Genomic DNA, 23,851 nt, shown 5'->3' with positions numbered 1-23,851 from the left:
CCCTTCTCCCCCATTCCACCCTTGTCCCCCTTGTCTCCCTTGTCCCCCTTGTCCCCCTTGTCCACCTTGTCTCCCTTGTCCTTAATCCCCAATCCCCATTATTTGCCTCAAATTTTTTGCCTGTTGGGCTATTCCCTGCCAATTCCTTGCCTCTACAAACTTTTTAGGAAATAATTGACTGCTGATACCAACTGCGATCGCTCCTGCTTGTAAAAAGTCCTTAGCATTTTCTAGGGTAATGCCACCTGTTGGAATTAGGGGAATATAGCCCAAGGGACCTTGCAAACTTTTTATATATTGAACGCCTCCGAGTGCTTCTACGGGAAATACTTTGACACAACTTACACCACTATGCCAAGCGGTGACGATTTCTGTGGGAGAAAGTGCTCCCGGTACAATTGGGATATCAACAGCAACAGCTGCTTGAATCATTGCTAAGTCAACGTGAGGAGTAAAGAGAAACTGCGCCCCTGCTGCAATAGCTTCTTGAATATGCTTGAGATTTAATAATGTACCAGTGCCAATGATGCAGTTAGGTAATTCTGCTCGTAATTGACTGATTAGTTCAGCAGCACGATGGCTATTCCAGGTAATTTCAATTAACTTGATTCCTTCAGATGCCACTGCTAAAGCCATTTGGTAGCCCAATGTAATTTCTGGCGCACGGATGACTGCGATCGCTTTATGTTCTTTTAGTTGTGATAGCCAAAGTTGATTGGACATTTTCTGATAATTTTGATGGATACTCAAAACAATTAGTATTACTAGTATTATAAAACTTAATACAATTTATTCCCTAAGACTGATTCACTTTCTATAAAAACGCTAGCATAATTTCCTCTTCTAACTTGAGAAATAAATATCAACAGCTTAAAAATATTTAATAATGAATTCCTAAAAAGTCATAACCTTTGACTGCTGAATCGTCAATTAAATTAAGTCGTGGGCAAGAGGGAAATTTTTTCATATATTCTTACTCTACTAGTTAGACGTTCTTAGTGCGGTAATATTATTATGCCTCTTTACAAGATTGCAGACTTTGATCCAAACTACAGAGATACTTTTGGCGGCGATGATGTTAAAGCTTTAGATCTCTATACCCAAGGCGGGACGAGAGTTGGCTCTGTTGATGATGTGTTGGTAGATCCTGAGGGTCGTTTTCGCTATCTCGTTATAGATACCGATTACGATTCTTCTAACAAAAAGATTCTACTACCAATCGGTCTTGCCCATATTGACTACAATGCTAAACGCGTTTTTGTAGATGGACTGAGCAAAGAGCAAGTACAAAGTTTACCCGAATACAGAGCAAATTTGACGGTTGATTACGATTACGAAGAACAGGTACGTAAGGCTTATCGTCCTCTATCTAGTACTACAAACCACAATCGTGATACCTACAACTATCAACAAGACTCTGCTTTATACAATCTGAACAACCAAAATCAAGAAACATTCAGATTGTATGAAGAGCGGTTAATTGCCAACAAAAACCGCATTAAAGCAGGAGAAGTTGCAGTTGGCAAACATATTGAAACTGAAACAGCAAGAGTTTCAATACCAATTGAAAAAGAGCGAGTTGTCATTGAGCGTATCAATCCTACAGATGCAGGAACAGCAGTAAATCCTAATGATTTACAGTTCCAAGAAGGAGAAGTTGCACGTATAGAAATCTACGAAGAAACTCCTGATATTCATAAAGAAGCCTTTGTGCGCGAGGAAGTTCGAGTTAGAAAAGTAGTAGATCGCGACACTGTTGAAGCGCAAGAAACCATTCGTCGGGAAGAATTAGATATTCGGACGGAAGGAGATTTATTAACCAATAATTCTGAGAGAAATTTAAGCGATCGGACTTAATGTAAGCGTTAGTAGTTAGTTGTTAGTTGTTAATAGTTAGTAATATTATATACTTGTTATTTACTACTAACTACTAACCACTAACCACTAACCACTAACCACTATCTACCAACCATTAAAATTAAGTCAATCGCAGGAGAGAGGACGAGTGAAAATTCTTTTTTTAAAATAAGTATTATAAAAGGAAATAAGTTGGAGGGTAACGAATATGCCTCTTTATAAAGTATCTGATTTCGACGCAAATTATAAAGACACTTTTGGTGGTGATGATCTCAAAGGAATGAGTGTCTATGAAGAAGCAAGCGACCAAAAAATTGGAACAATTAGCGATGTTTTAGTTGATGATGAAGGTCGTTTTCGTTATTTTGTTGTTGACTTAGGTTTTTGGATATTTGGTAAGAAAGTATTGCTTCCTATTGGTCGCGCTCGCATTGACCACAATACAAATCGTGTTTATGCAGTTGGAATGACTAGAGAGCAAGCAGATAATTTGCCAGAGTTCAACGAACGTGACGCTGTTGATTACGATTATGAAGAGCGTATACGTAACGTTTATCGCAATCCTGTAAACACTAACACAGCTGTAGAAGCATCTGCTCCGCTGGAAACATCGACTCCTTTAGAAGCATCTGCTCCTCTAGATGCTAATTATGCGGCTGCATCTGCGGCAAATCAAGCTGCATCTGCAATCAATCAGCCTGTAACTACACCTAACATCCCCAGATACGATCGCGATACGTACCGTTACGACGCTGAGCCATCTTTGTACGAGATGAACGACCGCGATCATCAAACTCTGAGACTATACGAAGAACGATTAATTGCCAATAAGAGACGTGTCAAGGCTGGTGAAGTTACGATTGGCAAGCATATTGAAACGGAAACAGCAAGAGTTGCAGTTCCAATTGAGAAAGAGAGAGTTGTTGTTGAGCGAGTGACTCCAACAGATGCAGGTAAAGCAGTTGCTCCTGGCGAAGCTAACTTCCGTGAAGGCGAAGTTGCTCGTATGGAAATCTACGAAGAAACACCTGACATTCGTAAAGAAGCTGTTGTACGCGAAGAAGTCCGAGTTAGAAAAGTTGTAGACCGGGATACTGTAGAAGAACAAGATACGGTTCGTCGCGAAGAATTAGATGTTAACGCGCCCGGTCTGCCAATTGATGAGCGCTAATCGGTTGTATTTTTCCCTTGATAGGTTTGTCTGACCTATCATCTCGTTCCCAGGCTTCATCTCGTTCCCAGGCAGAGCCTGGGAATGCCTTCAGGGAGGCCGAGCCTCCTGTATAAGACTAAGTGAGGAAGAGCCTCACAGTTTCCATTACCAGCTATTGATTGGAAATGAGAGACGAGAAATAATTCTTAATTTTATTAAGAAGAACAATGAATAATACAACGCCTATTATAGGCAATAAAAATATTAATAAAATTGCCAGAATTAGTACTTTGCTGGAAAGCTTGCGCCATAAAGTCCATAAATTTAGCATTAGAGATAGGCAAAATCAGCTAGTAGGTGAAGTAAAAGATTTAATTATTGATGCCAATCGTCAAATTAGCTTTATAGTCAATACAGATAGAGATTTAGACGCTCGCCATCAAACTTTTTTACTAAGTAGTAAGTTAGTGGAAAAAATAGATTCCCAAATTAAATGTATTTTTTTAAAAGTCAAAAATACAGAAATAAGATTATTGGAAACCCCCGTAGAGAAAGAAAGCAAAGTTAGTACAATGGAAAATCATTCAAAATCTTTAGATGAGAGTACACAAGATACTTCACTCATTTCAGACAGAGTAGTGAATACAAATGATGGTAATATCACTTCCGTAGACGAAATAGTTCGTTTGCTTGGAGAACGCGTAATCATAGACCGCAAAAAAAGAAAAGTTGGTGAAGTGATTGTTCGCAAGCAAGTAGAAACCCGGATGGTACAAGTACCTGTTCGGAATGAAAAACTGATTGTGGAGCAAGTTAGTCCAGAACGCAAACAGCTTGCAGAAATAGATTTGAGACAAGGAGAAATCTCGGCTGAATTTGAGTTTGTTGACATGGATAGCGCTCACCAAACTGAGAATTTTGATGGTAGTTTAACCGTTAGTGGTGAATTTAGTTCTCCTAAAATTGCTAGTTTACTTTTAAATGCGATCGCTCTCGAACGAAACCATGGTTGTAAATCAGTAAAAGTCACTATCGTTGTAGAAGATGAAGAAGATCGGCAAAAGTATCAAGAGTGGTTTGCCCGCACGTCAAAAAGTTAACGATATTATCAATGGATAGTTATAAAGTCTAGAGCTAACGCAATACTACATAGGTTGGGTTGAGGAACGAAACCCAACATTTTTTTGTGAAACCCAACATTTTTTTTGTAGGGTGGGCTTTAGCCCTACTAGCCCTGTCAAGGTGACTCACAAAATTTTGATTTAGGTGACAATTTCTCATCTTCTCTGGTGTGTACTGTGCGGTTCAATAGTCATTTATTTAACCGCAGAGGCACAGAGTACGCAGAGGCAAGAAGTGAGAAAGCGATTAATTTCCTAAAGTTTTCACCCACCTTGACAGGGCTAGCAGTGCCCACCCTACATATTTGTAATGCGTGCGTTACAAAACTGTGCCAATTTCCTTCAAATAAACCCGTGTAAAAGGTTCATCCTCTCCCAGAGAATATTCTTCAATCAACCCCTTACGTCTGATAGAAACTTTGTCTCCTTTTCTAATAACAACGGTGGAGTCCTCAAAAACATCTCGTGTCAGTATCATCTCAGTTTCCGTAGGGTTATCTAGAACGACCATATTACTGCCGTAATAGAACATCCCATCTTTCTCTAAAATATCTCCTTCATACTCGGCAATCAGCAAATCAAGTTTGGGATTGCGTAGCAATGTTAGGAGGTTGGCATTGTAATCTTTATTGAGAATTTTTTCTGAACGATTCACAAAAACTCCTTGACGACAAACAGCACCTATTGTCCAGTCAGGATATTGCAAAAGAATATGGTCTATTGTTTCTTGAAGGTCATGTACTGAGATGTTGTTAAAGGTAATTATGGGTATTCTGGCATCTGTACCTGACTTATAAAAAGTTTCTAGGATATGTGAAGGAACACCAACGCTTTCTCCTATAGCAGGGTTAAGATGCATCAAAATTCCCGGTGCAGCATTGATTTCTAGAATGGCAAAGTCGCCTGACTTCCAAGATTCGTTAAGATTTCGGGCAATGACATCGATCCCCAAGCAAACAAGTTGGAAGTGTTGGGCAATGTCTTGGACCAAAATAATATTGTCAGGGTGAATGGCACGGGTTGCATCAATGCTAACTCCTCCTGATGAGAGGTTAGCAACTTTGCGAAGATAAACTTTACGGTCTTTCTCTAGAATGCTATCGAGTGATAAGCGCTGCTGGTGGAGATACTGTTCCATTGCCTCATCACACTGAATTTTAGACATTGCTGAGGTTGGAGTGTCCCAGCGTCCTGGTTTTCGGTTTTCTTCTCGGATTAATTCTTCAATAGTTGAGTCACCGTCACCGATAACCCATGCAGGACGACGTTCTGTAGCAGCAACAAATCTACCATTGACACACAGCAGGCGAAAATCAGCTCCTATGATGCTTTTCTCAACAATGATACGTGTCGATTCGTTTTCTGGAATTGCCTTAAGTGCGCGATCGAAAGCAGATTCTAGTTCGTACTCGTCTCGCACTTCTGCTGTGACTCCGATTCCTTTGTGACCAACGACTGGCTTCACTGCTACCGGGTAACCAATTTCTCTCGCAACTGCGAGGGCTTCCTTTTCTGTAACAACAATATCTCCTTTAGGAACTGGGAATCCCAATGTTCTCAAAAAAGCTTTACAGTCGTCTTTACGAGTTGTAAAGTCGGAATCTACATGGCTGTCACAATCAAATGTTGTTGCTACACCCCGAACCTGTTTCTTACCATACCCATACTGGGTGAGTCCTTCATCCCATAGGTAGAAAGTAGGAATACCTTTATGAAAAGCTGTTCGCAGTAAAGTGTAGACTGTTGGTCCGCCATAGACAGATTGCCGGAACCTCTTTTGAAGGCTGGAAATTTGTTCTTCAAAGGTAATTTCTTTGTCTCGAGTTATAGCTTCAAACCAATCCCAAACAAAGTAAACAATAGCCCGTGTTGTGCGCTCGTGTAATGACTGCAAGCTAATTCTCGTAAAATCTGGGTAAGGTTTTATACCCCATCTATCGAGGTGTAAATCCATTTGCAGCTTTCCAACTTCTGATAAGGTACGGGCAAACAGATGAGCATGGGAATCGTATGTTTGGTTACCCAAATTTGGATAGCGATCGCTAATGACTGCAACATAATCCTCTACAGGCAGAGGTTGTGTAAATTCAGTCAAAGTAAAATCAAATACCAATGCCCCTGTTTCTAAATAGGGATTTGGTCCAACATAATGCTTAAAGTTGAAAATATCGAACGCATCAGTCTTTCTTGCGTTAACGCGGATTGGCTCTGCAACTCTGTCTTGAACCATTGACTCTAGACCTTTGGCTAAACACCTGAACCTGGAGGTATATATGCTTTCTCCAGACTGAGTTACTATCTATTAAATTGAGGACTACTTGGGAAGCGATGGCAAAAGCCTGCGCTACACCATACACGTCACACTTGACTTTAGCATCAAATGCTACGCTTACGCCTGCTTATTGTAACTCCTACATAACGATCTTTAGTTATCCTAAAGGCATAATCATTAAATTCGGGAACGCTTAACGCTTAACGCTTAACAGGGAAATTTTGACTACAGTTCAATACCTAAGTGCGTTATTTATCCTTCATGAGACCGAGCTATAACATACAACTTTTGAAAGTAGTCACAATGCCTTTGTATTTTTTATACTAACCAAGTCACTGTTAGTATAATTCTAGGAGACGACAGAGTTATGATTAACACAGAAGTTGTTCTTAGAAATGAAGTTCAACACCTTGCAGAGGAAGCATTTCATCACAAACTGATTTCCGGTTACGGAGATGGTCCCAATAGTAACGAATACCAAATTGTTTTTCAGGGTAAGCCCAGACACTTTTCTTTAGAAGAAGCTCGCTCTTTTCTATGTGAATTACTTTTTGACAACCCGATTCTGAATTCCTAATGAGATTGTTGTGAATTTCATTGAATGCGATCGCGCAGAAATTGACTGGCATTGATGATAAGTGAAGCCCATTTAATAAAATCTTTTTCCAGATAACTTGAAAGCATGGTCTCATTCTTGGTTGTTGGTAGGCAATCTACATAAAACTCGTTGTATCACCTTGTTCCCAGGCTGAGCCTGGGAATGCCTTACTGTTGTATCACCTTGTTCCCAGGCTGAGCCTGGGAATGCCTTACTGGCGAGGCTCCGCCTCTATTTCTATTTATTTATCTTAAATTTTGTAAATTTTTTTAAAGATTGACAAAATCAAATTTATTTTGTTCTCTACTAGAGTAAATATTTATTTTCTGTATTGTAATCTACCGAACGGGTGTTTCCATACGATTGATAGCCATGTTTTATTAAAGCTAATAACTTTTATGAGGTGGCTATATGGTAGCTAGTGAAATCAAACGGCAGTTAGTCATTATTGGAGGTGCAGAAGACAAAGAAGGCGACTGTCAAATTCTTCGGGAGTTTGTTCGTCGCGCTGGAGGTACAAAAGCCAGAATTGTTATTATGACAGCTGCAACAGAGCTGCCAAGAGAAGTTGGAGAAAATTATATTAGAGTCTTTGAACGCCTTGGAGCCGAGAATGTTCGTATAGTTGACACAGAAACTCGCAGTGATGCGTCTTCATCCACAGCATTAGAAGCAGTTAATGAAGCTACTGGTATATTTTTTACAGGAGGAGATCAAGCTCGGATTACAAGCGTACTTAAAGATACCGATCTCGATAAAGCTATCCACAATCGTTATGCTGAAGGAATAGTAATAGCGGGAACAAGTGCAGGTGCTGCAGTCATGCCTGATGTAATGATTGTAGAGGGTGACTCAGAAACAAATCCTCGGATGAATATTGTAGATATGGGTCCTGGTATGGCTTTTTTACCAGGAGTAGTCATAGATCAGCACTTCTCACAGCGCGGGCGGTTGGGACGCTTAATTGCTGCATTGGCGCAACAGCCTGCTGTTTTAGGATTTGGTATTGACGAGAATACAGCCATGATAGTCACCGATAACAAAATTGAAGTGGTTGGAGAAGGCTGTATCACAGTTGTTGATGACTCATCTGTCATGCACAGCAATGTTGATGAAATTTTAAAGGATGAACCTTTAGCCATTTGTGGAGCAAGACTTCATATTCTGCCACACGGGTATAAATTTGACTTAAAAACTCGCAAGCCAATCTTGGATGGTTATGCTACGGCAAATGCTCCTACACCAATTGCGGCACCTGCTGCTTAGAAAAAGGGACTAGGGACAAGGGGTTAGGGACAAGGGGGACAAGGGGGACAAGGTAGACAGGGTAGACAAGAGGGACAATATATTCTTCTCCCTTATCTCCCAATGCCCGATCCCCAATACCCAATGCCCGATCCCCAATGCCCGATCCCCAATCCCAAATCTTGAAATGACAAGTGTAATGGAATTTGAATTATTTGCTCCCCGTAATAATGCTGCTGCTCTTATTGCCTCTTTCTCTGACTGGAAAGAGATGCCAATGAATAAGTGTGAGGATGGTTATTTCCGCACTCAAGTAGAACTCGAAGATGGAGTTTATCAGTATAAATTTCGCGTACAAACAAAAAGCCCACAATTTGAACCAGATCGATGGGTGGATGTTATCGATCCCTACGCAACAGATGTTGATGAAGAGAAAAAAGTTGCTGTAGTAAGGATCAAAGATGGAACAAAAATTGTTGATACTTATGTTTGGCAGCACGATCGTACACGATTACCTAAAAATAATGAATTAGTTATATATGAAATGCACGTTGCGGATTTCACTGGTGGTGAAGTTGATCCCTACAAACGTGGAAGATATGTAGATGCTATTGAAAAGTTAGATTATCTCAGCAAATTGGGAATCAATGCGATTGAATTAATGCCGGTTAATGAATATCCTGGTGACTACAGTTGGGGGTACAAAGTTCGTCATTACTTTGCTACAGAATCTAGTTATGGTTTAACAGAAGATTTAAAGCACTTTATTGACGAATGCCATGGTAGAGGGATTCGCGTTTTGATAGATGGAATTTACAACCATACCGATGAAGAATGCCCTTTGTTGCTGATTGACCGAAATTACTGGTACTACGAGCACATGCATTATCCGGAAGATCCAGCTAATTACTGGGGTCCGGAGTTTAACTACAACTACTACGATGAAAAGTTAGACGTTAAGCCCGCGTGGAAGTACGTTGGAGATGTTGTAAAATTTTTGGTTGAAGAATATCACATTGATGGAATTCGTTTTGATGCAGTGCGACAATTGGCTCACAATGAATTTCTGACTTGGCTAGCTCAACAATCCAAAAAGAAAACTGCATCCAAACCGTTTTTCAACATAGCCGAACACATTCCTGACACCAGTAAAATCACAACTCCAGAAGGTCCCTTAGATTCTTGCTGGCATGAAAGCTTCCGCTATTTTGTTCTACCACATATTAGTGGAGAGATGTTTGAACCCGAAAAGCTCAAGGAAGTTTTAGACCCCAGGCGACAGGGTTATGCAGCAACAACAAATGTCATTAATTATTTGGCAACTCACGATCGCGAATACTTATTGAGAGAATTGGGCGAGCGTGGTATCTTTAATGAAGATGCATTTAGAAGAGCCAAGTTAGCAGCCGTACTACTTATGACAGCGATGGGTATTCCCATGCTGTGGATGGGAGAAGAGTTCGGAGAACACAAACGCAAAAGTGAAAACGTCACTCAGCCTAAAAAGATAGCATGGCCGTTACTAGAGAGAGAGCAAAATCGAGACTTATTCAATCACTATCAGAAACTTATTGCCTTACGCAAACAAAATTCTGCTTTGCAGAATGACAATATAGAATTTTTCCATGAAAATTTCGAGCCAAAAGTTTTGGCATATGTTCGTTGGAACGAACAGGGTAACCATGTTGTTGTTGTTGCAAATTTCTCAGAGCAAAATTATGATGGATATCGCGTTCCTGACTTTCCCTGTGCTGGAAAATGGCATGACTGGATAGAAGGTGATGATATCGAAGCTGCTGAAGATAACATCATGCTCAACCTTGAGGCATATCAAGCAAAAGTCTTAGTACAGTGACTAATTAACAGTGACCAATGACAAATAACAAATGACCAATGACAAATGACCAATGACAAATGACCAGTTAACAATATACAGTAACATCTTCTCCACATACATCTGCAAGATAAACTAAAGACTTAAAGCGAAGCATCACTAATTGTTCGTAGAAAGGATTGAGTTTACACAGAGGTGGAATATACAAGATGGTGCGATTAAAGAGTGTAAATTTGCGTTCAAATGGACACTGGGCTGGAATAGTTTTACAAAGGCGTTGTGCAACTTTATAGTCGTTAATTTCTATAGAGTCGAGCCATTGGCGTATTGTTTGAATAGGATTAAGACCGAATTGACGTAAATTTTGTAGTAGCATAATTGTTAGTGGTTAGTCGTTAGTAGGGTGGGCAATGCTCACCCTATACCTTATTGGTATTTTTTAGTAAGTTTTTTCTTGTTGGGCTGCGTCTAGAATTTCTGTCACAAAAACACGATCTGCATCAGAAATACTTTGCATTAAAACAGCACGTGCATTCTGATTAACTAACAGTTCACCTTCAGATGTAACACTAAAATCTTGACCCAAAATAAAACCTTGACCAATTAATTTTTGTACGGCGAGCATGACTACATACTCTTTTAAAGTAATACAAGCGTCAAGGTAAGGAAAGTTTTGCCAAATCCACTGACAAGTATCTGGAGCACTTTCTGCTAGTTGAAATAGAGCTGCATTCATGATATTCTGTGTGTATCTAGAACCCATGAGATTCATCAAAACTTGTTCGCAGGTTTCTACTAGGTCTCTGTCTTTAAACTTTAAGATATTGACGAACAAATTGACAGCAGCATTAAATTCTTGATATTCCCTCTCAAAATCTTGCTCGTACATTTACAATATCCTTTTTCAAAGTTAAGTGTTTTTAAAAAAAACTGCAAGTGAATAATTAACATGGTCAGCGGTTAGTGGTTAGTAGTTATTGGTTAGTGGTTAGTGGTTAGTGGTTAGTGGCTAGTGGCTAGTGGAAATAATCTACTAACAACTAACAACCAACAACTAACAACCAACAACTAACAACCAACAACTAACAACCAACAACTAACAATTAAATTCATTGCAGTCTCCATTTCCAAACCGAGGTCACCTGATATTTAAGTTAGAGTCGAAAAATGAAGAACCTGTGGAGAGGGAAAAATTTTTGCAACATTTAGCACTAACTCAGAACCTCTGTCAGCTGGTCATTTAACATCATTGGATTGAAAGGTTTGGCAATGAGTCCTTTAACACCAAGTTCTGCAAATCGTCGTTGATCGGAGGATTGCACTTTTGCTGTCAGTAGAATTACGGGAATGTCCTGAGTTGCGGGATTCGCCTGCAGTTTCTGAAAAGTTGCAATTCCGTCCATATCCGGCATCATGACATCCAAGAGAATGGCATCTGGTTTTTTAGCTTCAGCTAACTGTAGCCCTTCCATACCTGATTCAGCTGTAAAAACTTCCCAACCACCCACTGACTCTAAGGTAAGTTGGGCAACTTCTCTAATATCTTCTTCATCGTCAATAATAAGAATGCGTTTGGCTGTCACTGCTATCCCCCTTAATCGTTGGAATAATTCGATTTAATAAACCCACTATATGTTCTTCAAATTCTTCTGGTGTAACGCGTCCTTTCGTAAAAAAGAGCGTTTGTCCCAGTTTTAATCGTTCTCGGTCAAAGTTATTGAGGTCTTTAGCACAGTAAACAACCAAAGGAACCATGCACAAACGTCTATGGTGCCGCAGCCAGTCTACCACAGCAAAGCCATCTACTTCTGGCAATGCTAGGTCTAATACCAGTAAATCGGGAAGAAGACGCTGGCTTAAACGCAACGCTTCTCGTCCTGTTTTCGCATGGTAGGTTTCAACTCCGTAACGTTCAAACATGGCAATCAACACTTGTGCCAAATCAGTATCATCTTCTACTATGAGTACCTTCAGAGTCTGGCTTTTTCCTCCTGCAAGTGCTCGTTCCAACGCTTGAAATAATAATTTTTCATCTGGGGGTTTCACAATCCAGTCACTGACATCTGGATGGGGGGTGGTTCTGGCATCTGGCATTAAACCGCTAAGAACAATCGCAGGAATATCTTTAGTCTGGGGTTGCTGCTTTAATACCCCTAGAGTTTCCCAACCGTGCATACCGGGCATCATAAGGTTCAAGAAAATTGCATCTGGCTGCTGTTTTATTGCTACATCCACTGCTTCTTGTCCGGAAGCCGCGCATATCGTTTGATAACCTCGTTGTTCTAACATAGCTTGCATGACAGCTCGAACTGAGGGATCGTCATCGCATACCAAGATCAGTGGGCTATCATTGCTGTTTAATGGAACAGATGGAATGATTGGTTCTTCCTCTCGGTACAAAGGTAATGAGATGTAAAAAGTGCTCCCTTCTCCTACAGTACTTTCTGCCCAAATACGCCCATCATGACATTGTATAATACTGCGGCAAATGGCAAGACCCAAGCCAGTACCACCTTTTTTACGTGAGTCAGAAGCATCTACCTGTTGAAACCGTCCAAAAATGGTTTCTATTTTGTCAGCAGGTATCCCTCTTCCTTGGTCGCGGATGGTAAAGAGGATAAGGGGAGAGGGGGACAAGGAAGACAAGGGGGACAAGGAAGACAAGGGGGACAAGGAAGACAAGGGAGATAGGGAAGAGTTTTCTTGAATTTCGGCACTAAACCAAATCGTGGTGCCTGGGGGTGAAAATTTAACGGCGTTACTGAGTAAGTTGGTGAAAGTTTGTACAATTCGGTCAGGATCTGCCCACAAGTTTGCTGATATGGAAGACACAGAGAGTGTGATTCCTGCTTTGTCTACCATGGATTGCATTTCTTCTACTGACTGCTGCATCAAGCTTGTCACATCACAAATTTGTTTGGTCATTGTGACTTTGCCTGATTCGATGCGTTCAATGTCAAGGATATCGTTAATCAGTCGAATTAAACGATCGGTGTTATTGACGGCAATTTCTAGCATCCTTTGAGCTTTTTCAGGTTGGGTATTGAGTACACCACTGGCAACTAAACCCAAAGAACCGCGAATTGAGGTGAGAGGGGTTCTCAGTTCGTGACTGACAACTGAGACAAATTCATCTTTGAGCCGTTCAATTTCACGACGGTGACTAATATCCTTAACAAAGCAGTAATATCCCTTATAGTTCTCGTGCCGATCCAAAGCTTTAATCATAACGACTTGCATATCAAACACCGAACCATCTTTACGCACCCCTCTGGCTTCAACTTCTGCTTTGCCGTCTTCTAGCATTCTTTGGTATGTCATCATGACCTTTTCTTGATCTTCTGCATGAATGGTTTGTTGCCATTCCATACCCAGTATTTCCTTGGGTTGATAACCTACCATGTTGGCATACGCTTGGTTGATGTAGATGTAACGTCTTTCGGGATTGAATTGGGAAATGCCTTCTACAGCACTTTCTAAAGCAGTACTGAGATTACGTAGTTCTGTTTCCGCTTGTTTGCGCGCAGTAATATCGAAAACTGTACTCCGCGTCATGAGGAAGTTACCTTCTGTGTCTTTGATGGTAGTAGCATTCAAAACTACGGATAGAATTGTACCATTCTTGCGAAGCATCTGAAATTCTAAGTCACTTATCCAGCCTTGCTGTTGAAAAAGTGGGAATGATTTTTGGAATAATGGCAAGCTTGAGGCAGTAATGACATCAACAAATTTCTTTTTCCTAATGACTTCGTCTCGTGTGTATCCCAACCAACTTAATTCGGTATCGTTAATGCGGACAAAGGTACCATCTTTGTCTAAAGAGTGATAGCCGCAGGGTGCATTGTTGTATAAATCTTCAACTTGTTTTGTGTATTCCTGCAGGACTTGTTCTGCTTGTCGGCTTTCAGCAATTTTATTCGCTAATTCATGATTTATCGTTTTCACTTGCTGTGTTTGTCGTCGGGAGTGCAGGGTGAGATAGACTCCCCACGCAAGTAACACAGCTACTGATGTACCTCCACCAAGTACAACGTTGGGAAGGAGGGAACGTTCTGTGGCTGCGGTAGCTGGTGTAGGTAAGACTTTGAGATTCCAAGTTATACCATTGAGATTAATTTCTGTATTGTGTTGCCATTTAGCAGGTATTTTGTCACTCAAATTTTCTTGGTTTGTATAAATTTTAACGTTGCCCTCAAAAATAGCGATCGCATATTTTTGCCGCAAATTTTTCCCTAAAATAGCATCCAAAAAAGTTTGAGTGCGAAAACCCCCAATAATAAAACCATCAAACTGATTTTTGGGAAACAAGGGTACCGACATTAAAAAACCCTTACCGCCTTGAGCAAGGTTGACAACACGAGTTATTGTGACTTTGCGGCTTTCCCTTGCTTTTTCCAAAGCAGTTCGGCGACGTTCTTCTGATGTTAAATTTAGGTTCTGTACTGCCTCATTTCCTGCTAAAGGAATAACCCAACGGACATAATTTGATTCATCTACCCATTCTAGTGCTTGAAAACCGATATAATCTCGGTAATAGTTTAAAGCATCCGCTTCCCACTGTGGCTTGCTAGTTCCACCTTCACGTTCCCAACGCCTAGCCATCCGAACCAATCCTAAGGTTCGTGCTTGTATCTCAGCTTGGATCTCATGGCTGATGCTTGCTGCTGCTAATTCAGCATTCCTCTTTATGTGTACATCTTCTTGATGAATTAACTCCTGCCAAAATAACAAGTTGAGAACTATAACGCTGGTACCTACAATTATCGGAATCCACAAATTTTTGCCATTGGTCATTGGTCATTTTCCTGTACGTTTTTATACACATTTTATCTCTATTAAATGGTGGCAGCTTTAGCTGTGGAAACTAAAGCAATTCATTGGCTTCCCAACTCCTGAGGAGCATTATTAGGTTTCACACTTGATTTGGCTATGAAGAAAAATAAGACTGCCTTATGCTCGGACACCTTCAGCATCCCCACGCAGTTCTGCTTCGCGGACGCGAGTAAAAGCTCGCTGGGACGTGAACGGGCGATCGCATCTTGCTAATGCTGCTTGATAGAGTGCTTGTAAGTCAGTCCCTTGTTGTGGGTACTGCGCTACCCCTGCACTAAATGTTACCTGAAAACGGCTCCCATCGGGAGCGATAAAATTTTCTTGACTGATATTTTCTGCAACTTCCTCCAATCGCTGCCATCCATCTTTTTGTGTCATTCCGTACATTCCTACAACAAACTCTGCACCTCCCAAACGGCAAACAACATCACGTTGAAATACGCGTCGCAAAACTCTTCCCAATCGCGATAACACTTCATCTCCAACAGCATGACCGTACTGTTGATTGATTTGCTGAAGGCGATCTGCTTTGAGAACAGCAAAACAGAAAGGCTGATGGTGACGGCTCGATAAGTTCATTAAGTCGTTGAGTTCGTGAGTTGATTGACGGCGGTTGGCAACTCCTGTTAAAGCGTCTGTTTCTGCCATGTTCTTTAAAAGACGCGATCGCTCCAAACGATTGAGGATACGCGTCACCAGTTCTGGTCCAATAATAGGTTTGCACACGTAATCATCTGCACCAACAGCAAACACACGGCGCATGGTTTCTGCGTCTGTATGAGATGTTAGAAATAACACTGGTAACCCACAATAACGAGGATCGTTTCGCACAACCTGACACAGTTCTATGCCACTCATTTGTGGCATTTCTACATCCAGAACCAACAAGTCTGGAGCTGTTGCTTCTAAAGTGTCCCAAAATTCTAAGGGGTTTTCCAAGGTGGATACTTTTAACCCCCATGGCTGTAATAAAGGACACATTGCATTTAAGATAAGCGGATCGTCATCTACAAACAAGACTTTCGCTGTAGCCTGACGATTGCGTTGGATCAAATTTGCGATTGTCTCCAATACCATAGCCGATGCGACTGGTTTTTGTAAAAAACCCTGTCCGCCCAACCGGGCTATTTTCACGCGGTCAAGTAAACTATCCTGATTTGTCAGTACTAAAACTGGTATGGGCGGTGCAGAACAGTTGAATTCTGCTAGCAACTGCAAACCTTCTTCAGTCATAGTACCTGGTAAATTTAATACCACTGCATCGGGGCGTCGATTGGTTAAGTGTTTTTTAACGAGTCCCGGCTTGGAAACTGCAAGTGTTTGTACATTCCAAGTATCAGCCGATCTGACCAACTCATCAGCAAGTGGTTGCTCCAAGCCTACCAACAGCACTAAAGGACGACCATCAACTGATGATTCCTCAAGTTGCTCTTTTGCGGTTGTCAGTTGCAACTCCCGACGCAGCGAGACAACGAGTTCCGAGAGATGCAACTTTTGCTCCGCAATCAATCGTACCTCAACTTCCAGCAGTTCTTCGATTTGTCTGGCTATGCGCGACCCAAATTCAAAACCAAACATCCCCAAAGAACCAGCTAGCTTGTGAGCCTCAGAACGTGCTTGCAGGCGTAACTCCTCATTCAGACTCTTCTGAAACAGGGCTGTGGTGGCTTGTTCTATGACTGTAATGCGATCGCCTATCTTTTCTTTAGCTTTTTCCCAAGCATTTGCAATGATTCTTTGAGTTTGGGACTTCAGGTCTTGGGTAGTGGGGGATTGGGGATTGGGAATTGGCGATGGGGATTAGTTATTTGTTCTTCTCCCTTGTCCCCTTGTCCCCCTTGTCCCCTTGTCCCCTTGTCCCCTCCTCTCCCCTTCTTTTTGTTCCCCTTATCTCCTTGTTTTTGACTTCCTCTAGGGTTTTCAATCGGTAGCCAATACCGTAAACTGTCTCAATGGGGTCAGTTGTCACGCCTGCCTTCTTGAGTTTCATTCGCAATCCCTTCAGGTGGGTTCTTACTGTATCTTCTCCCGGTGGTTCTTCAAAAGACCACAGGTGGTCTATGATGGCACCACAGTTAAATATGCGATGGGGATTGCGGAGAAAAAGTTCGAGTAAGCTATACTCTTTTGGCGTTAAATGGAGTGTTGTGCCGTTATATTGAACTTCACATATGCTGGGGTCTAGCCTGAGATTTTCCCACTGTAATTCTGGAGGTAAAGCCGAACCTCCCCGTCGCATCAAAGCACGGATACGAGCTAGCAATTCTTGTAAATCGAAAGGCTTCGTGATATAATCATCAGCCCCTGCATCTAAGCCAGCCACTTTATTTGTACTGCTATCTTGAGCGGTCAACAAAATGATGGGTGAGTGAATGCCATGCGATCGCACTCGCCGACAGAGGCTAATGCCATCCAACTTTGGCAAACCTACATCCAACACAATTAAATCGTAAGCAAAAGCTTCTACACACTCCCAACCTGCCTCACCGTCGCTAGCAATATCGACAGCATAATGCTGCTCTGATAGAGCTTGGACAAGGGGTTTGGCAATTAACTCATCATCTTCTACTACAAGAATTCTCATCTAAAAACTTTCGGAAGCATGGAAACCGTGTGGCTATGCCTCCGGCACGCTTGCGCGAACAGCCTACGGAGGAAACGCGACACGGGCAAATAAATTTACCTTTTAAAACCCCATTACCGCCCTAAGGTTACTGAGTTCGGTGTACCTGGTAGAGTCGATGGACGGTATTATCCGCCGCACCTCTCTGTTAAATCTGGGCGTGCAAGTTTCCCCGCACCCAGCTTTTGATGTTCTTAGCTTACGCTTTTACTCATGTGCAAGTAATTATGGCAGCTTTCGTGGACTGCTATCAGATTAACTTTCTTCCAGTTGGTGTGGTTCCCGTCAGTGTGATGGAGATGTACTCGCTCCTCTGCTAGGAACTTTAACCCACAGGCTGCACACGTGCGGTTTTGCCGTTTTAAGGCAACAGAGGTTTCACCGTCGTAGAGTTTGCTGTTACGCTGGCTCCAGTAGGTGATGTCGCCATCAAAGGGGGATTTAGTTCCTTTGACGTTGACGAACTTATTCTCAGAGTAAGGAACTGATGGAAACGCTTTATCCAGTACGTAACACCATAAGATTATCTTAAGTTGTGTTAAAGTTTTCTGGGTGCTTCGTAAAACTCAACACTCATGAAGCAGTTATCAATTAGCAATTGCTGGTGATAGCTGATGGCGGATAGCTGTGATATTATGGAAAACTGCTGCAAAAAATCTAAAACTAAGTTGAATTATGGCATTAACGCAACAGCGCAAACAAGAAATTATCTCCAACTATCAAGTTCACGAAACTGATACAGGCTCTGCTGATGTTCAAATCGCAATGTTGACGGAGCGAATTAACCGTCTTAGCGAACATCTCCAATCTAACAAGAAAGACCATTCATCCCGTCGGGGATTGTTAAAACTGATCGGTCAACGCAAGCGCCTTCTAGCGTATGTTCAAGAGGGTAGCCGGGAGCATTATCAAGCTCTCATCGGGCGTCTCGGTATTCGTGGATAGAGATAACTGCTTATGCCTGCTGAATCCGAACAAAATCGCTTGCCCTTTGAACCAAACAAAAAGCGCCGCAAGCCCCCAAAAGAAAAAAGCGAACAGCCAATAACTAAGCAAGAAACAAAGGCAAAGGACGCCAAAAAGCCTCCTTTTACCAAAGAAGAAATGGCAATACCCCAAATTGTCAGCCAACGGATGATCCGCAGAGTCGCTGGCTTTTGTGGTGTTCCAACGGCTTTAGGAATCAGCACTCTTATTGTCAGCTATCTGCTGTTAACTTATGCTGGCATTAAACTGCCTCCCATCGCCGTATTACTTGTTGATATGGGATTTTTTGGATTGGGGGTATTGGGGATCACTTACGGTGTTCTCTCAACCTCTTGGGATGAAGATAGAGTCGGTGGTTTACTAGGTTTGAATGAGTTCAAAACTAACTGGGGACGGATGGTAGCAGTTTGGCGCGAAACTCGGCAGAAAAATACTTGAAGGGGATAGGGGGTAGGGCTTAGGGATTAGGGTTAAGTAAAGTACTCCCTACTTCCTACCCCCTACCCCCTACCCCCTAGTTTTAAAACTTTTGCTAAAGGTTTACGAGTAATTAGTCAGTAACGGTATATCTTTTTCTAAGAAGCATCTCATCTCATCTAAGCAGGAAAATCGCATGATTATAGTCATGAAGGTTGGTTCCCCTGAGGCGGAAATAGACCGTTTAAGCGAGGAACTAGGCACATGGGGGCTGACACCAGAAAAAATTGTTGGTAAACACAAGATAGTCATTGGTCTTGTGGGTGATACTGCTGACTTAGATCCATTACAGATTCAAGAAGTAAGCCCTTGGATCGAGCAGGTTTTGCGGGTGGAACAGCCTTTCAAACGAGCTAGCCGCCAATTTCGTCATGGAGAGGCTTCAGAGGTTGTAGTCAACACTCCTAACGGAGCGGTGACTTTCGGCGAACATCACCCCGTAGTTGTTGTGGCTGGTCCTTGCTCGGTAGAAAATGAAGAAATGATCGTCGAGACTGCACGTAGAGTGAGCGCATCTGGTGCTCAGTTTCTACGTGGGGGGGCGTACAAACCTCGGACTTCGCCCTACGCTTTCCAAGGACACGGCGAGAGTGCTTTGGAATTGTTGGCAAAAGCACGGGAAATCTCAGGACTGGGCATTATTACAGAAGTGATGGACACAGCTGAGTTAGATGTAGTGGCAGAAGTCGCAGACGTTGTTCAGGTAGGGGCAAGGAATATGCAAAACTTCTCCCTGCTGAAAAAAGTAGGCGCACAACCCAAACCAGTTCTTCTCAAGCGGGGAATGGCTGCAACTATTGAAGATTGGTTGATGGCAGCTGAGTACATCCTAGCTGCAGGCAACCCAAATGTGATTTTGTGCGAACGGGGAATTCGGACTTTCGATCGCCAGTACACTCGCAATACTGTAGATTTATCTGCAGTACCAGTTCTGCGAAACCTAACTCATTTACCAATTATGATCGATCCCAGTCACGGTACTGGTTGGGCAGCATATGTCCCATCAATGGCAATGGCATCGATCGCAGCTGGATGTGACTCTTTAATGATAGAAGTTCACCCCAATCCAGCAAAAGCGCTATCCGACGGTCCCCAGTCTCTGACACCAGAGCGTTTCGATCGGTTGATGCAAGAATTGGCAGTTGTGGGTAAAGCATTTGGTCGCTGGCCAAAACCCACTGCGATCGTGGCTTAAGCACAGTGACCAGTGACCGGGACATTACTCTCGTTCCCAGGCTCTGCCTGGGAATGCCTACATTGGAGGCTCTGCCTCCAGTAGCTCTCTCACCTCTTACCTCTGCGTACTCTGCGTCTCGGCGGTTAAATAAATTACTATTGAACCGCAGAGGCGCTGAGAGCGCAGAGGAGAAAGATGAGGAATTGCCACCTGAATCAAAATTTCATAACTCACTTTAATAGGGCTAGGTGGACAATGCCCACCGTTTGATGTTGGTGGGCTTTAGCCCTAGCTACTTTACCTTTTTCGAGGCGGAGCCTCTACTAATGCATTCCCAGGCAGAGCCTGGGAACGATATGGGTGGGTATCCTTACCTGCCCATTTTGTTTGCTCGTTTAGCGTCTTCTGCTACCAAAACCAGCACGTGGTCTAGAACGACTAGCACCGCCACTACCAAAGCTGCTACCACTTGGGCTGCGACGGTAGGTGCTAGAACCAGAAGGTTTGAGAGTGCTACTACCATAACCAGAACCGGTAGCACGATTACCAGGAGCAGTACGTGGTGCGGTACGTGTTGTTGTATCCGTACCTGGATACGATCTCCTTAATGTTCCTGTTGTGCGGAAAGCAGTTCTGTTTCTCTCTACAGCTGGAGGTGCGTTGTAGCGAGTGCGATAACTCTGAACAGCATCATTATAGCTGCTGCCGTAGCCACCGTACCCATAAATGACTCCACCGGGTTGATATGCAGGGGGAACATAATATTGAGGTCTAAATAAAAGACTACCAATAGCCTGACCTGCTAGACTACCTGCTGCAGCCCCAGCAAAAGGAGCCCAAAAACTGTTTTCTTGACGAACAACTACTGTTTCTTGTTGACCGGTTTGAGGGTTAGTCTTCGTCTCGGTAACATTGTGAACGTATTCAATTTTGAAATCTTCTGTTAAGTACAACGCTGGCTGACCGTTTTCTACTTTCAAGTAAGTTTTTTGACCTTGCTTGATTTGGTCATCAGTCAACCTTGCCATTTGTAAATTTTGTGTTCTAAAGTTGGGGGGTGTAGCATTTAACAGAAACAATGTGTACTCCCCATCAGCATCATTGTACTGCGCTTGCTGTACGGGATACTGACCATCAGCCAATTTATTGTTGGATGTATTAGATACTGTCCGACCAGTTTGATTATTATTTCCACCTGGTGTTGTTGCTTGGTTTCCACCACCGCCGCAAGCAACGGTTGTCAAGCACAAACTCAAGGCTAAAAAAACAACGGTGAACCTACGCAAGACTGTCATGATCATATGATAATTTTCCTATTCTGAGCTTAACAATTTCTCGATTATGTGGTAGGTGTGGACGACCGATCCAAAACTACAGAGGTATCAACTCTGGGTAATATTGTAAAAGTTGGTCGCTTGTGAGTTCATCACCCAACCGAGCTGGCGAGAAATGTACCTGAATCGCCCGTAATTTATGGTTGTAATGCAAATTGATTAGCGCTTTCAAGCCCTCTTTGAGCGCTTGTATATTCGCAAGGTCAGTTTCTAAGTCTGGAACTTCACCCTCATATGCTACCGTAATCATGACAACAACATTGCGGGTCACAGGGAGAGATAGGGGTTGGTTGTCCCTGTAGTCATCACTGTAATCGGGTTCGCTCAAATAACGTTGAGCTGAGTCGGTGAACAGTTCATTTACATAATCTCCCGCCTCTCCTTCACTCCAAAATACGTCGCCTTGATTCGCAGCTGATTGCCAGTATTCATCGTACTGTAAAAGGGTTTGGGCAACTTCTACCAGCCCTTCTCCCAAGACTTCCATGTCACCATCAGCATCGACTGCTTCCCTTGCACCGCGATTTAGAATTCCCAAAATAGGTGCTACGTCAGATCCGCCTAAATGTAACATAATGCGACAAACGACGTAGCGTGTTCGGCCCATCATCTTATTAAATGTATCTCGCATTTTTTTTCTCCAGATAGTGGTTAGAGGTTAGTGGTTAATAGTTAGTAGGGGTGCAAGGCATTGCGCCCCTACTAACCACTATCTACTAACTACTAACTATTGACTTATATAATGAAATCCCTTAAAAAAATCAACAATCATACTTAATGAGGGTGTGATGATTTTTGAGACTTCAGTAAAATTATCATAAGCTATGTGATGACTGTCATCTGAGCTATTAAGAAATCTTTTACCAAAGTACGGATTATCATATAAAAGTAAATTTTGAGCACTAGAATTCGTTAGAACTATCTGAGTGGGGGCTTGAAAAAACTTAAATTTTGCTGTAATTTCTAAAATTTTTTTCATTTTCTTTATAATAGCAGCATTATCTATTGCTTGTTCTAAGAGAATATTAACTTTTTCAATCGCTTGAAATCTCAAACCCAATTGATGAGAGGTGTCTTCACCAGAAATCATCTCTATAAGAGTATAGATATTTTTGTGGGCGTTTGATGTATCTTTAAAGGGAAGAATAGCTATATAAGCTGTAGGTAATAGACTTTCGTCATTATCCATACGGAAGGTGAAAATAGTTCGGCGACACCCTACTTCTATACTAGGAGGTTGTTTGAGTTCTGGGTATTGCTGGGCAATTTGGTAATAAGCACCAGCAATGGCAAAATTGGCTTCATGGTCTATGGTTTTATCTACAATAATTCGGATGGTTGGCGGAGTTTCGTTAAAAAAGTCGCGGGAGTCAAGAGAGGCAAAATTATGTATAATGGTCTGATCTCCTGTTGGACTGAGGTCTACCCATTCACAAATAATTCCTTCAGTTTTTAATCCAAATCTTGAAGTGGCGTATAATTTGGTTCCAGTTAAAACTGCCCCTGTCAGATCTGCACCAACCCACTCAACTTTGATTAATTTTGCATGGGTTAAATCGGTGTGAATCAGACTAGCATTGGTTAAATTGGCATAACTGAGATCTGCACCAATTAAATTTGCTCCACTGAGTTTTGCCTCACTTAAATCAGCCCACCGGAGGTTTGCCCTACTTAAATCAGCCCACCGGAGGTTTGCGCCACTTAAATTAGCCCCACTTAAATTAGCTTGGGTAAGAATTGCTTGTTTGAGTTCAGCATTGCGGAAATTGGCACCACTGAGATCCGCACGAGTTAAGTCAGCCCCTTTTAAATTTGCCAGTTCTAAATTGGCTCCTGTCAGGAAACCATCCTTAAAAGTTGCTTCACTCAAATTTGCCTCTCGCAGTACAGCATGTCTCAGGGCAGCTTCTCGCAGATCCGCACCTTTGAGGTTTGTCCTCATAAGATCGGCATGACTGAGATTGGCACGAATTAATTCGCTGCGAATCATAGATGCTCCCTTCAGTTGGGCATTGCTTAAATCCGCTCGAATCAAATTAGCGACATTGAGAATAGCGCCTTTTAAGTTAGCGTTTTTGAGATTAGCCCCTCTGAGTCTTGCAACATTCAACTTTGCGTAGCTCAAGTTAGCCTCACTTAAGTTCGCACCACTCAGGTTAATCACACTTAAGTCAGCTTTGCTAAGATTAGCACCACTCAGTTTTGCTCCACTTAAATTGGCTTCACAAAGCTCAATTCCATAAAAATCTCTTGTCCCTGATGCATATTTATCTAAAAATTCCTCTACATTCATTGAATTTACTCCTGAGTTGCCAACTTCAAGAGTTGGTAGTATGCAAA

The 23,851-nt window shown here is 42.2% G+C and carries 20 protein-coding genes and 1 pseudogene; 9 read left to right on the top strand and 12 right to left on the bottom strand.

Annotated features, from left to right (window positions below; translation table 11 throughout):
• Nucleotides 1–81: 81 nt before the first annotated feature.
• A complete protein-coding gene (locus tag F7734_RS31025; protein ID WP_155748410.1) occupies nucleotides 82–723 on the bottom strand; it encodes a bifunctional 4-hydroxy-2-oxoglutarate aldolase/2-dehydro-3-deoxy-phosphogluconate aldolase in 642 nt (213 codons plus the stop codon).
• Nucleotides 724–1,014: 291 nt separating this feature from the next.
• Between F7734_RS31025 and F7734_RS31020 the strand changes: the two genes are divergently transcribed.
• The 3 genes from F7734_RS31020 to F7734_RS31010 all read left to right on the top strand — a co-directional run bounded on the left by F7734_RS31020 (nucleotide 1,015) and on the right by F7734_RS31010 (nucleotide 4,110).
• A complete protein-coding gene (locus tag F7734_RS31020; protein WP_155748409.1) occupies nucleotides 1,015–1,857 on the top strand; it encodes a DUF2382 domain-containing protein in 843 nt (280 codons plus the stop codon).
• Between the two features lie 208 nt (nucleotides 1,858–2,065).
• Entirely contained in the window at nucleotides 2,066–3,028 is a 963-nt protein-coding gene (locus F7734_RS31015) for a DUF2382 domain-containing protein (protein ID WP_155748408.1), read from the top strand.
• A gap of 209 nt (nucleotides 3,029–3,237) precedes the next feature.
• A complete protein-coding gene (locus F7734_RS31010) occupies nucleotides 3,238–4,110 on the top strand; it encodes a DUF2382 domain-containing protein (protein WP_155748407.1) in 873 nt (290 codons plus the stop codon).
• A 340-nt stretch (nucleotides 4,111–4,450) separates the two neighbouring features.
• On the opposite strand, the gene F7734_RS31005 is transcribed toward F7734_RS31010, so the two are convergent.
• Nucleotides 4,451–6,361, bottom strand: coding sequence for an acetate--CoA ligase family protein (locus tag F7734_RS31005; protein WP_155748406.1), 1,911 nt, complete (start codon nucleotides 6,359–6,361; stop codon nucleotides 4,451–4,453).
• Between the two features lie 409 nt (nucleotides 6,362–6,770).
• Here F7734_RS31005 and F7734_RS31000 point away from each other — a divergent pair, with 409 nt between their 5' ends.
• The 3 genes from F7734_RS31000 (at nucleotide 6,771) to F7734_RS30990 (ending at nucleotide 10,101) form a co-directional block, all read left to right on the top strand.
• A complete protein-coding gene (locus F7734_RS31000; RefSeq protein ID WP_155748405.1) occupies nucleotides 6,771–6,980 on the top strand; it encodes a hypothetical protein in 210 nt (69 codons plus the stop codon).
• A gap of 432 nt (nucleotides 6,981–7,412) precedes the next feature.
• A complete protein-coding gene (locus F7734_RS30995; protein WP_155748404.1) occupies nucleotides 7,413–8,267 on the top strand; it encodes a cyanophycinase in 855 nt (284 codons plus the stop codon).
• Nucleotides 8,268–8,433: 166 nt separating this feature from the next.
• Complete coding sequence (locus F7734_RS30990; RefSeq protein ID WP_155748403.1) at nucleotides 8,434–10,101, top strand: alpha-amylase family glycosyl hydrolase; 1,668 nt, start codon at nucleotides 8,434–8,436, stop codon at nucleotides 10,099–10,101.
• Between the two features lie 67 nt (nucleotides 10,102–10,168).
• On the opposite strand, the gene F7734_RS30985 is transcribed toward F7734_RS30990, so the two are convergent.
• From F7734_RS30985 to F7734_RS64050, 7 genes and pseudogenes are all read right to left on the bottom strand, one after another.
• A complete protein-coding gene (locus F7734_RS30985; protein ID WP_155748402.1) occupies nucleotides 10,169–10,456 on the bottom strand; it encodes a Mo-dependent nitrogenase C-terminal domain-containing protein in 288 nt (95 codons plus the stop codon).
• 63 nt (nucleotides 10,457–10,519) lie between these two features.
• On the bottom strand, nucleotides 10,520–10,969 hold the full coding sequence (locus F7734_RS30980) for a hypothetical protein (protein ID WP_155748401.1): 450 nt from the start codon (nucleotides 10,967–10,969) through the stop codon (nucleotides 10,520–10,522).
• A gap of 322 nt (nucleotides 10,970–11,291) precedes the next feature.
• Complete coding sequence (locus F7734_RS30975) at nucleotides 11,292–11,663, bottom strand: response regulator (RefSeq protein WP_166482259.1); 372 nt, start codon at nucleotides 11,661–11,663, stop codon at nucleotides 11,292–11,294.
• Nucleotides 11,635–14,874 (bottom strand): response regulator, encoded by a 3,240-nt coding sequence (locus F7734_RS30970; RefSeq protein WP_155748400.1) that lies wholly within the window; start codon nucleotides 14,872–14,874, stop codon nucleotides 11,635–11,637. Before F7734_RS30970 ends, F7734_RS30975 begins: the two co-directional genes overlap by 29 nt.
• A 156-nt stretch (nucleotides 14,875–15,030) precedes the next feature.
• Nucleotides 15,031–16,554, bottom strand: coding sequence for a response regulator (locus tag F7734_RS62295; RefSeq protein ID WP_347566314.1), 1,524 nt, complete (start codon nucleotides 16,552–16,554; stop codon nucleotides 15,031–15,033).
• Nucleotides 16,555–16,717: 163 nt separating this feature from the next.
• A complete protein-coding gene (locus F7734_RS64055; protein ID WP_166482257.1) occupies nucleotides 16,718–17,497 on the bottom strand; it encodes a response regulator transcription factor in 780 nt (259 codons plus the stop codon).
• Nucleotides 17,498–17,730: 233 nt separating this feature from the next.
• Nucleotides 17,731–18,042 (bottom strand): annotated as a pseudogene (locus F7734_RS64050) (HNH endonuclease); the annotation flags it as partial.
• 169 nt (nucleotides 18,043–18,211) lie between these two features.
• Between F7734_RS64050 and rpsO the strand changes: the two are divergent.
• From rpsO to aroF, 3 genes are all read left to right on the top strand, one after another.
• A complete protein-coding gene (gene rpsO, locus F7734_RS30960; protein WP_155748399.1) occupies nucleotides 18,212–18,481 on the top strand; it encodes a 30S ribosomal protein S15 in 270 nt (89 codons plus the stop codon).
• Nucleotides 18,482–18,493: 12 nt separating this feature from the next.
• Nucleotides 18,494–18,961, top strand: coding sequence for a PAM68 family protein (locus F7734_RS30955; RefSeq protein WP_155748398.1), 468 nt, complete (start codon nucleotides 18,494–18,496; stop codon nucleotides 18,959–18,961).
• Nucleotides 18,962–19,136: 175 nt separating this feature from the next.
• Nucleotides 19,137–20,195, top strand: coding sequence for a 3-deoxy-7-phosphoheptulonate synthase (gene aroF, locus F7734_RS30950; protein ID WP_155748397.1), 1,059 nt, complete (start codon nucleotides 19,137–19,139; stop codon nucleotides 20,193–20,195).
• A 377-nt stretch (nucleotides 20,196–20,572) separates the two neighbouring features.
• On the opposite strand, the gene F7734_RS30945 is transcribed toward aroF, so the two are convergent.
• The 3 genes from F7734_RS30945 to F7734_RS30935 form a co-directional block, all read right to left on the bottom strand.
• Nucleotides 20,573–21,478 (bottom strand): hypothetical protein, encoded by a 906-nt coding sequence (locus F7734_RS30945; RefSeq protein ID WP_155748396.1) that lies wholly within the window; start codon nucleotides 21,476–21,478, stop codon nucleotides 20,573–20,575.
• Nucleotides 21,479–21,548: 70 nt separating this feature from the next.
• Entirely contained in the window at nucleotides 21,549–22,142 is a 594-nt protein-coding gene (locus tag F7734_RS30940; RefSeq protein WP_155748395.1) for a DUF1517 domain-containing protein, read from the bottom strand.
• A gap of 96 nt (nucleotides 22,143–22,238) precedes the next feature.
• Complete coding sequence (locus F7734_RS30935) at nucleotides 22,239–23,804, bottom strand: pentapeptide repeat-containing protein (protein WP_155748394.1); 1,566 nt, start codon at nucleotides 23,802–23,804, stop codon at nucleotides 22,239–22,241.
• Nucleotides 23,805–23,851: the final 47 nt, after the last annotated feature.

This window comes from Scytonema sp. UIC 10036 (genome assembly GCF_009725235.1).
Note: the sequence above shows the minus strand (reverse complement) of the source record. Positions and strands in the feature narration are given on the sequence as shown.

Excerpts from the sequence above, each read along its gene's own strand:
- F7734_RS31025 (WP_155748410.1), bottom strand. The coding sequence starts at position 723 with ATGTCCAATCAACTTTGGCTATCACAACTAAAAGAACATAAAGCGATC.
- F7734_RS31020 (WP_155748409.1), top strand. The coding sequence starts at position 1,015 with ATGCCTCTTTACAAGATTGCAGACTTTGATCCAAACTACAGAGATACT.
- F7734_RS31015 (WP_155748408.1), top strand. The coding sequence starts at position 2,066 with ATGCCTCTTTATAAAGTATCTGATTTCGACGCAAATTATAAAGACACT.
- F7734_RS31010 (WP_155748407.1), top strand. The coding sequence starts at position 3,238 with ATGAATAATACAACGCCTATTATAGGCAATAAAAATATTAATAAAATT.
- F7734_RS31005 (WP_155748406.1), bottom strand. The coding sequence starts at position 6,361 with ATGGTTCAAGACAGAGTTGCAGAGCCAATCCGCGTTAACGCAAGAAAG.
- F7734_RS31000 (WP_155748405.1), top strand. The coding sequence starts at position 6,771 with ATGATTAACACAGAAGTTGTTCTTAGAAATGAAGTTCAACACCTTGCA.
- F7734_RS30995 (WP_155748404.1), top strand. The coding sequence starts at position 7,413 with ATGGTAGCTAGTGAAATCAAACGGCAGTTAGTCATTATTGGAGGTGCA.
- F7734_RS30990 (WP_155748403.1), top strand. The coding sequence starts at position 8,434 with ATGACAAGTGTAATGGAATTTGAATTATTTGCTCCCCGTAATAATGCT.
- F7734_RS30985 (WP_155748402.1), bottom strand. The coding sequence starts at position 10,456 with ATGCTACTACAAAATTTACGTCAATTCGGTCTTAATCCTATTCAAACA.
- F7734_RS30980 (WP_155748401.1), bottom strand. The coding sequence starts at position 10,969 with ATGTACGAGCAAGATTTTGAGAGGGAATATCAAGAATTTAATGCTGCT.
- F7734_RS30970 (WP_155748400.1), bottom strand. The coding sequence starts at position 14,874 with ATGACCAATGGCAAAAATTTGTGGATTCCGATAATTGTAGGTACCAGC.
- F7734_RS64055 (WP_166482257.1), bottom strand. The coding sequence starts at position 17,497 with ATGAGAATTCTTGTAGTAGAAGATGATGAGTTAATTGCCAAACCCCTT.
- rpsO (WP_155748399.1), top strand. The coding sequence starts at position 18,212 with ATGGCATTAACGCAACAGCGCAAACAAGAAATTATCTCCAACTATCAA.
- F7734_RS30955 (WP_155748398.1), top strand. The coding sequence starts at position 18,494 with ATGCCTGCTGAATCCGAACAAAATCGCTTGCCCTTTGAACCAAACAAA.
- aroF (WP_155748397.1), top strand. The coding sequence starts at position 19,137 with ATGATTATAGTCATGAAGGTTGGTTCCCCTGAGGCGGAAATAGACCGT.
- F7734_RS30945 (WP_155748396.1), bottom strand. The coding sequence starts at position 21,478 with ATGATCATGACAGTCTTGCGTAGGTTCACCGTTGTTTTTTTAGCCTTG.
- F7734_RS30940 (WP_155748395.1), bottom strand. The coding sequence starts at position 22,142 with ATGCGAGATACATTTAATAAGATGATGGGCCGAACACGCTACGTCGTT.
- F7734_RS30935 (WP_155748394.1), bottom strand. The coding sequence starts at position 23,804 with ATGAATGTAGAGGAATTTTTAGATAAATATGCATCAGGGACAAGAGAT.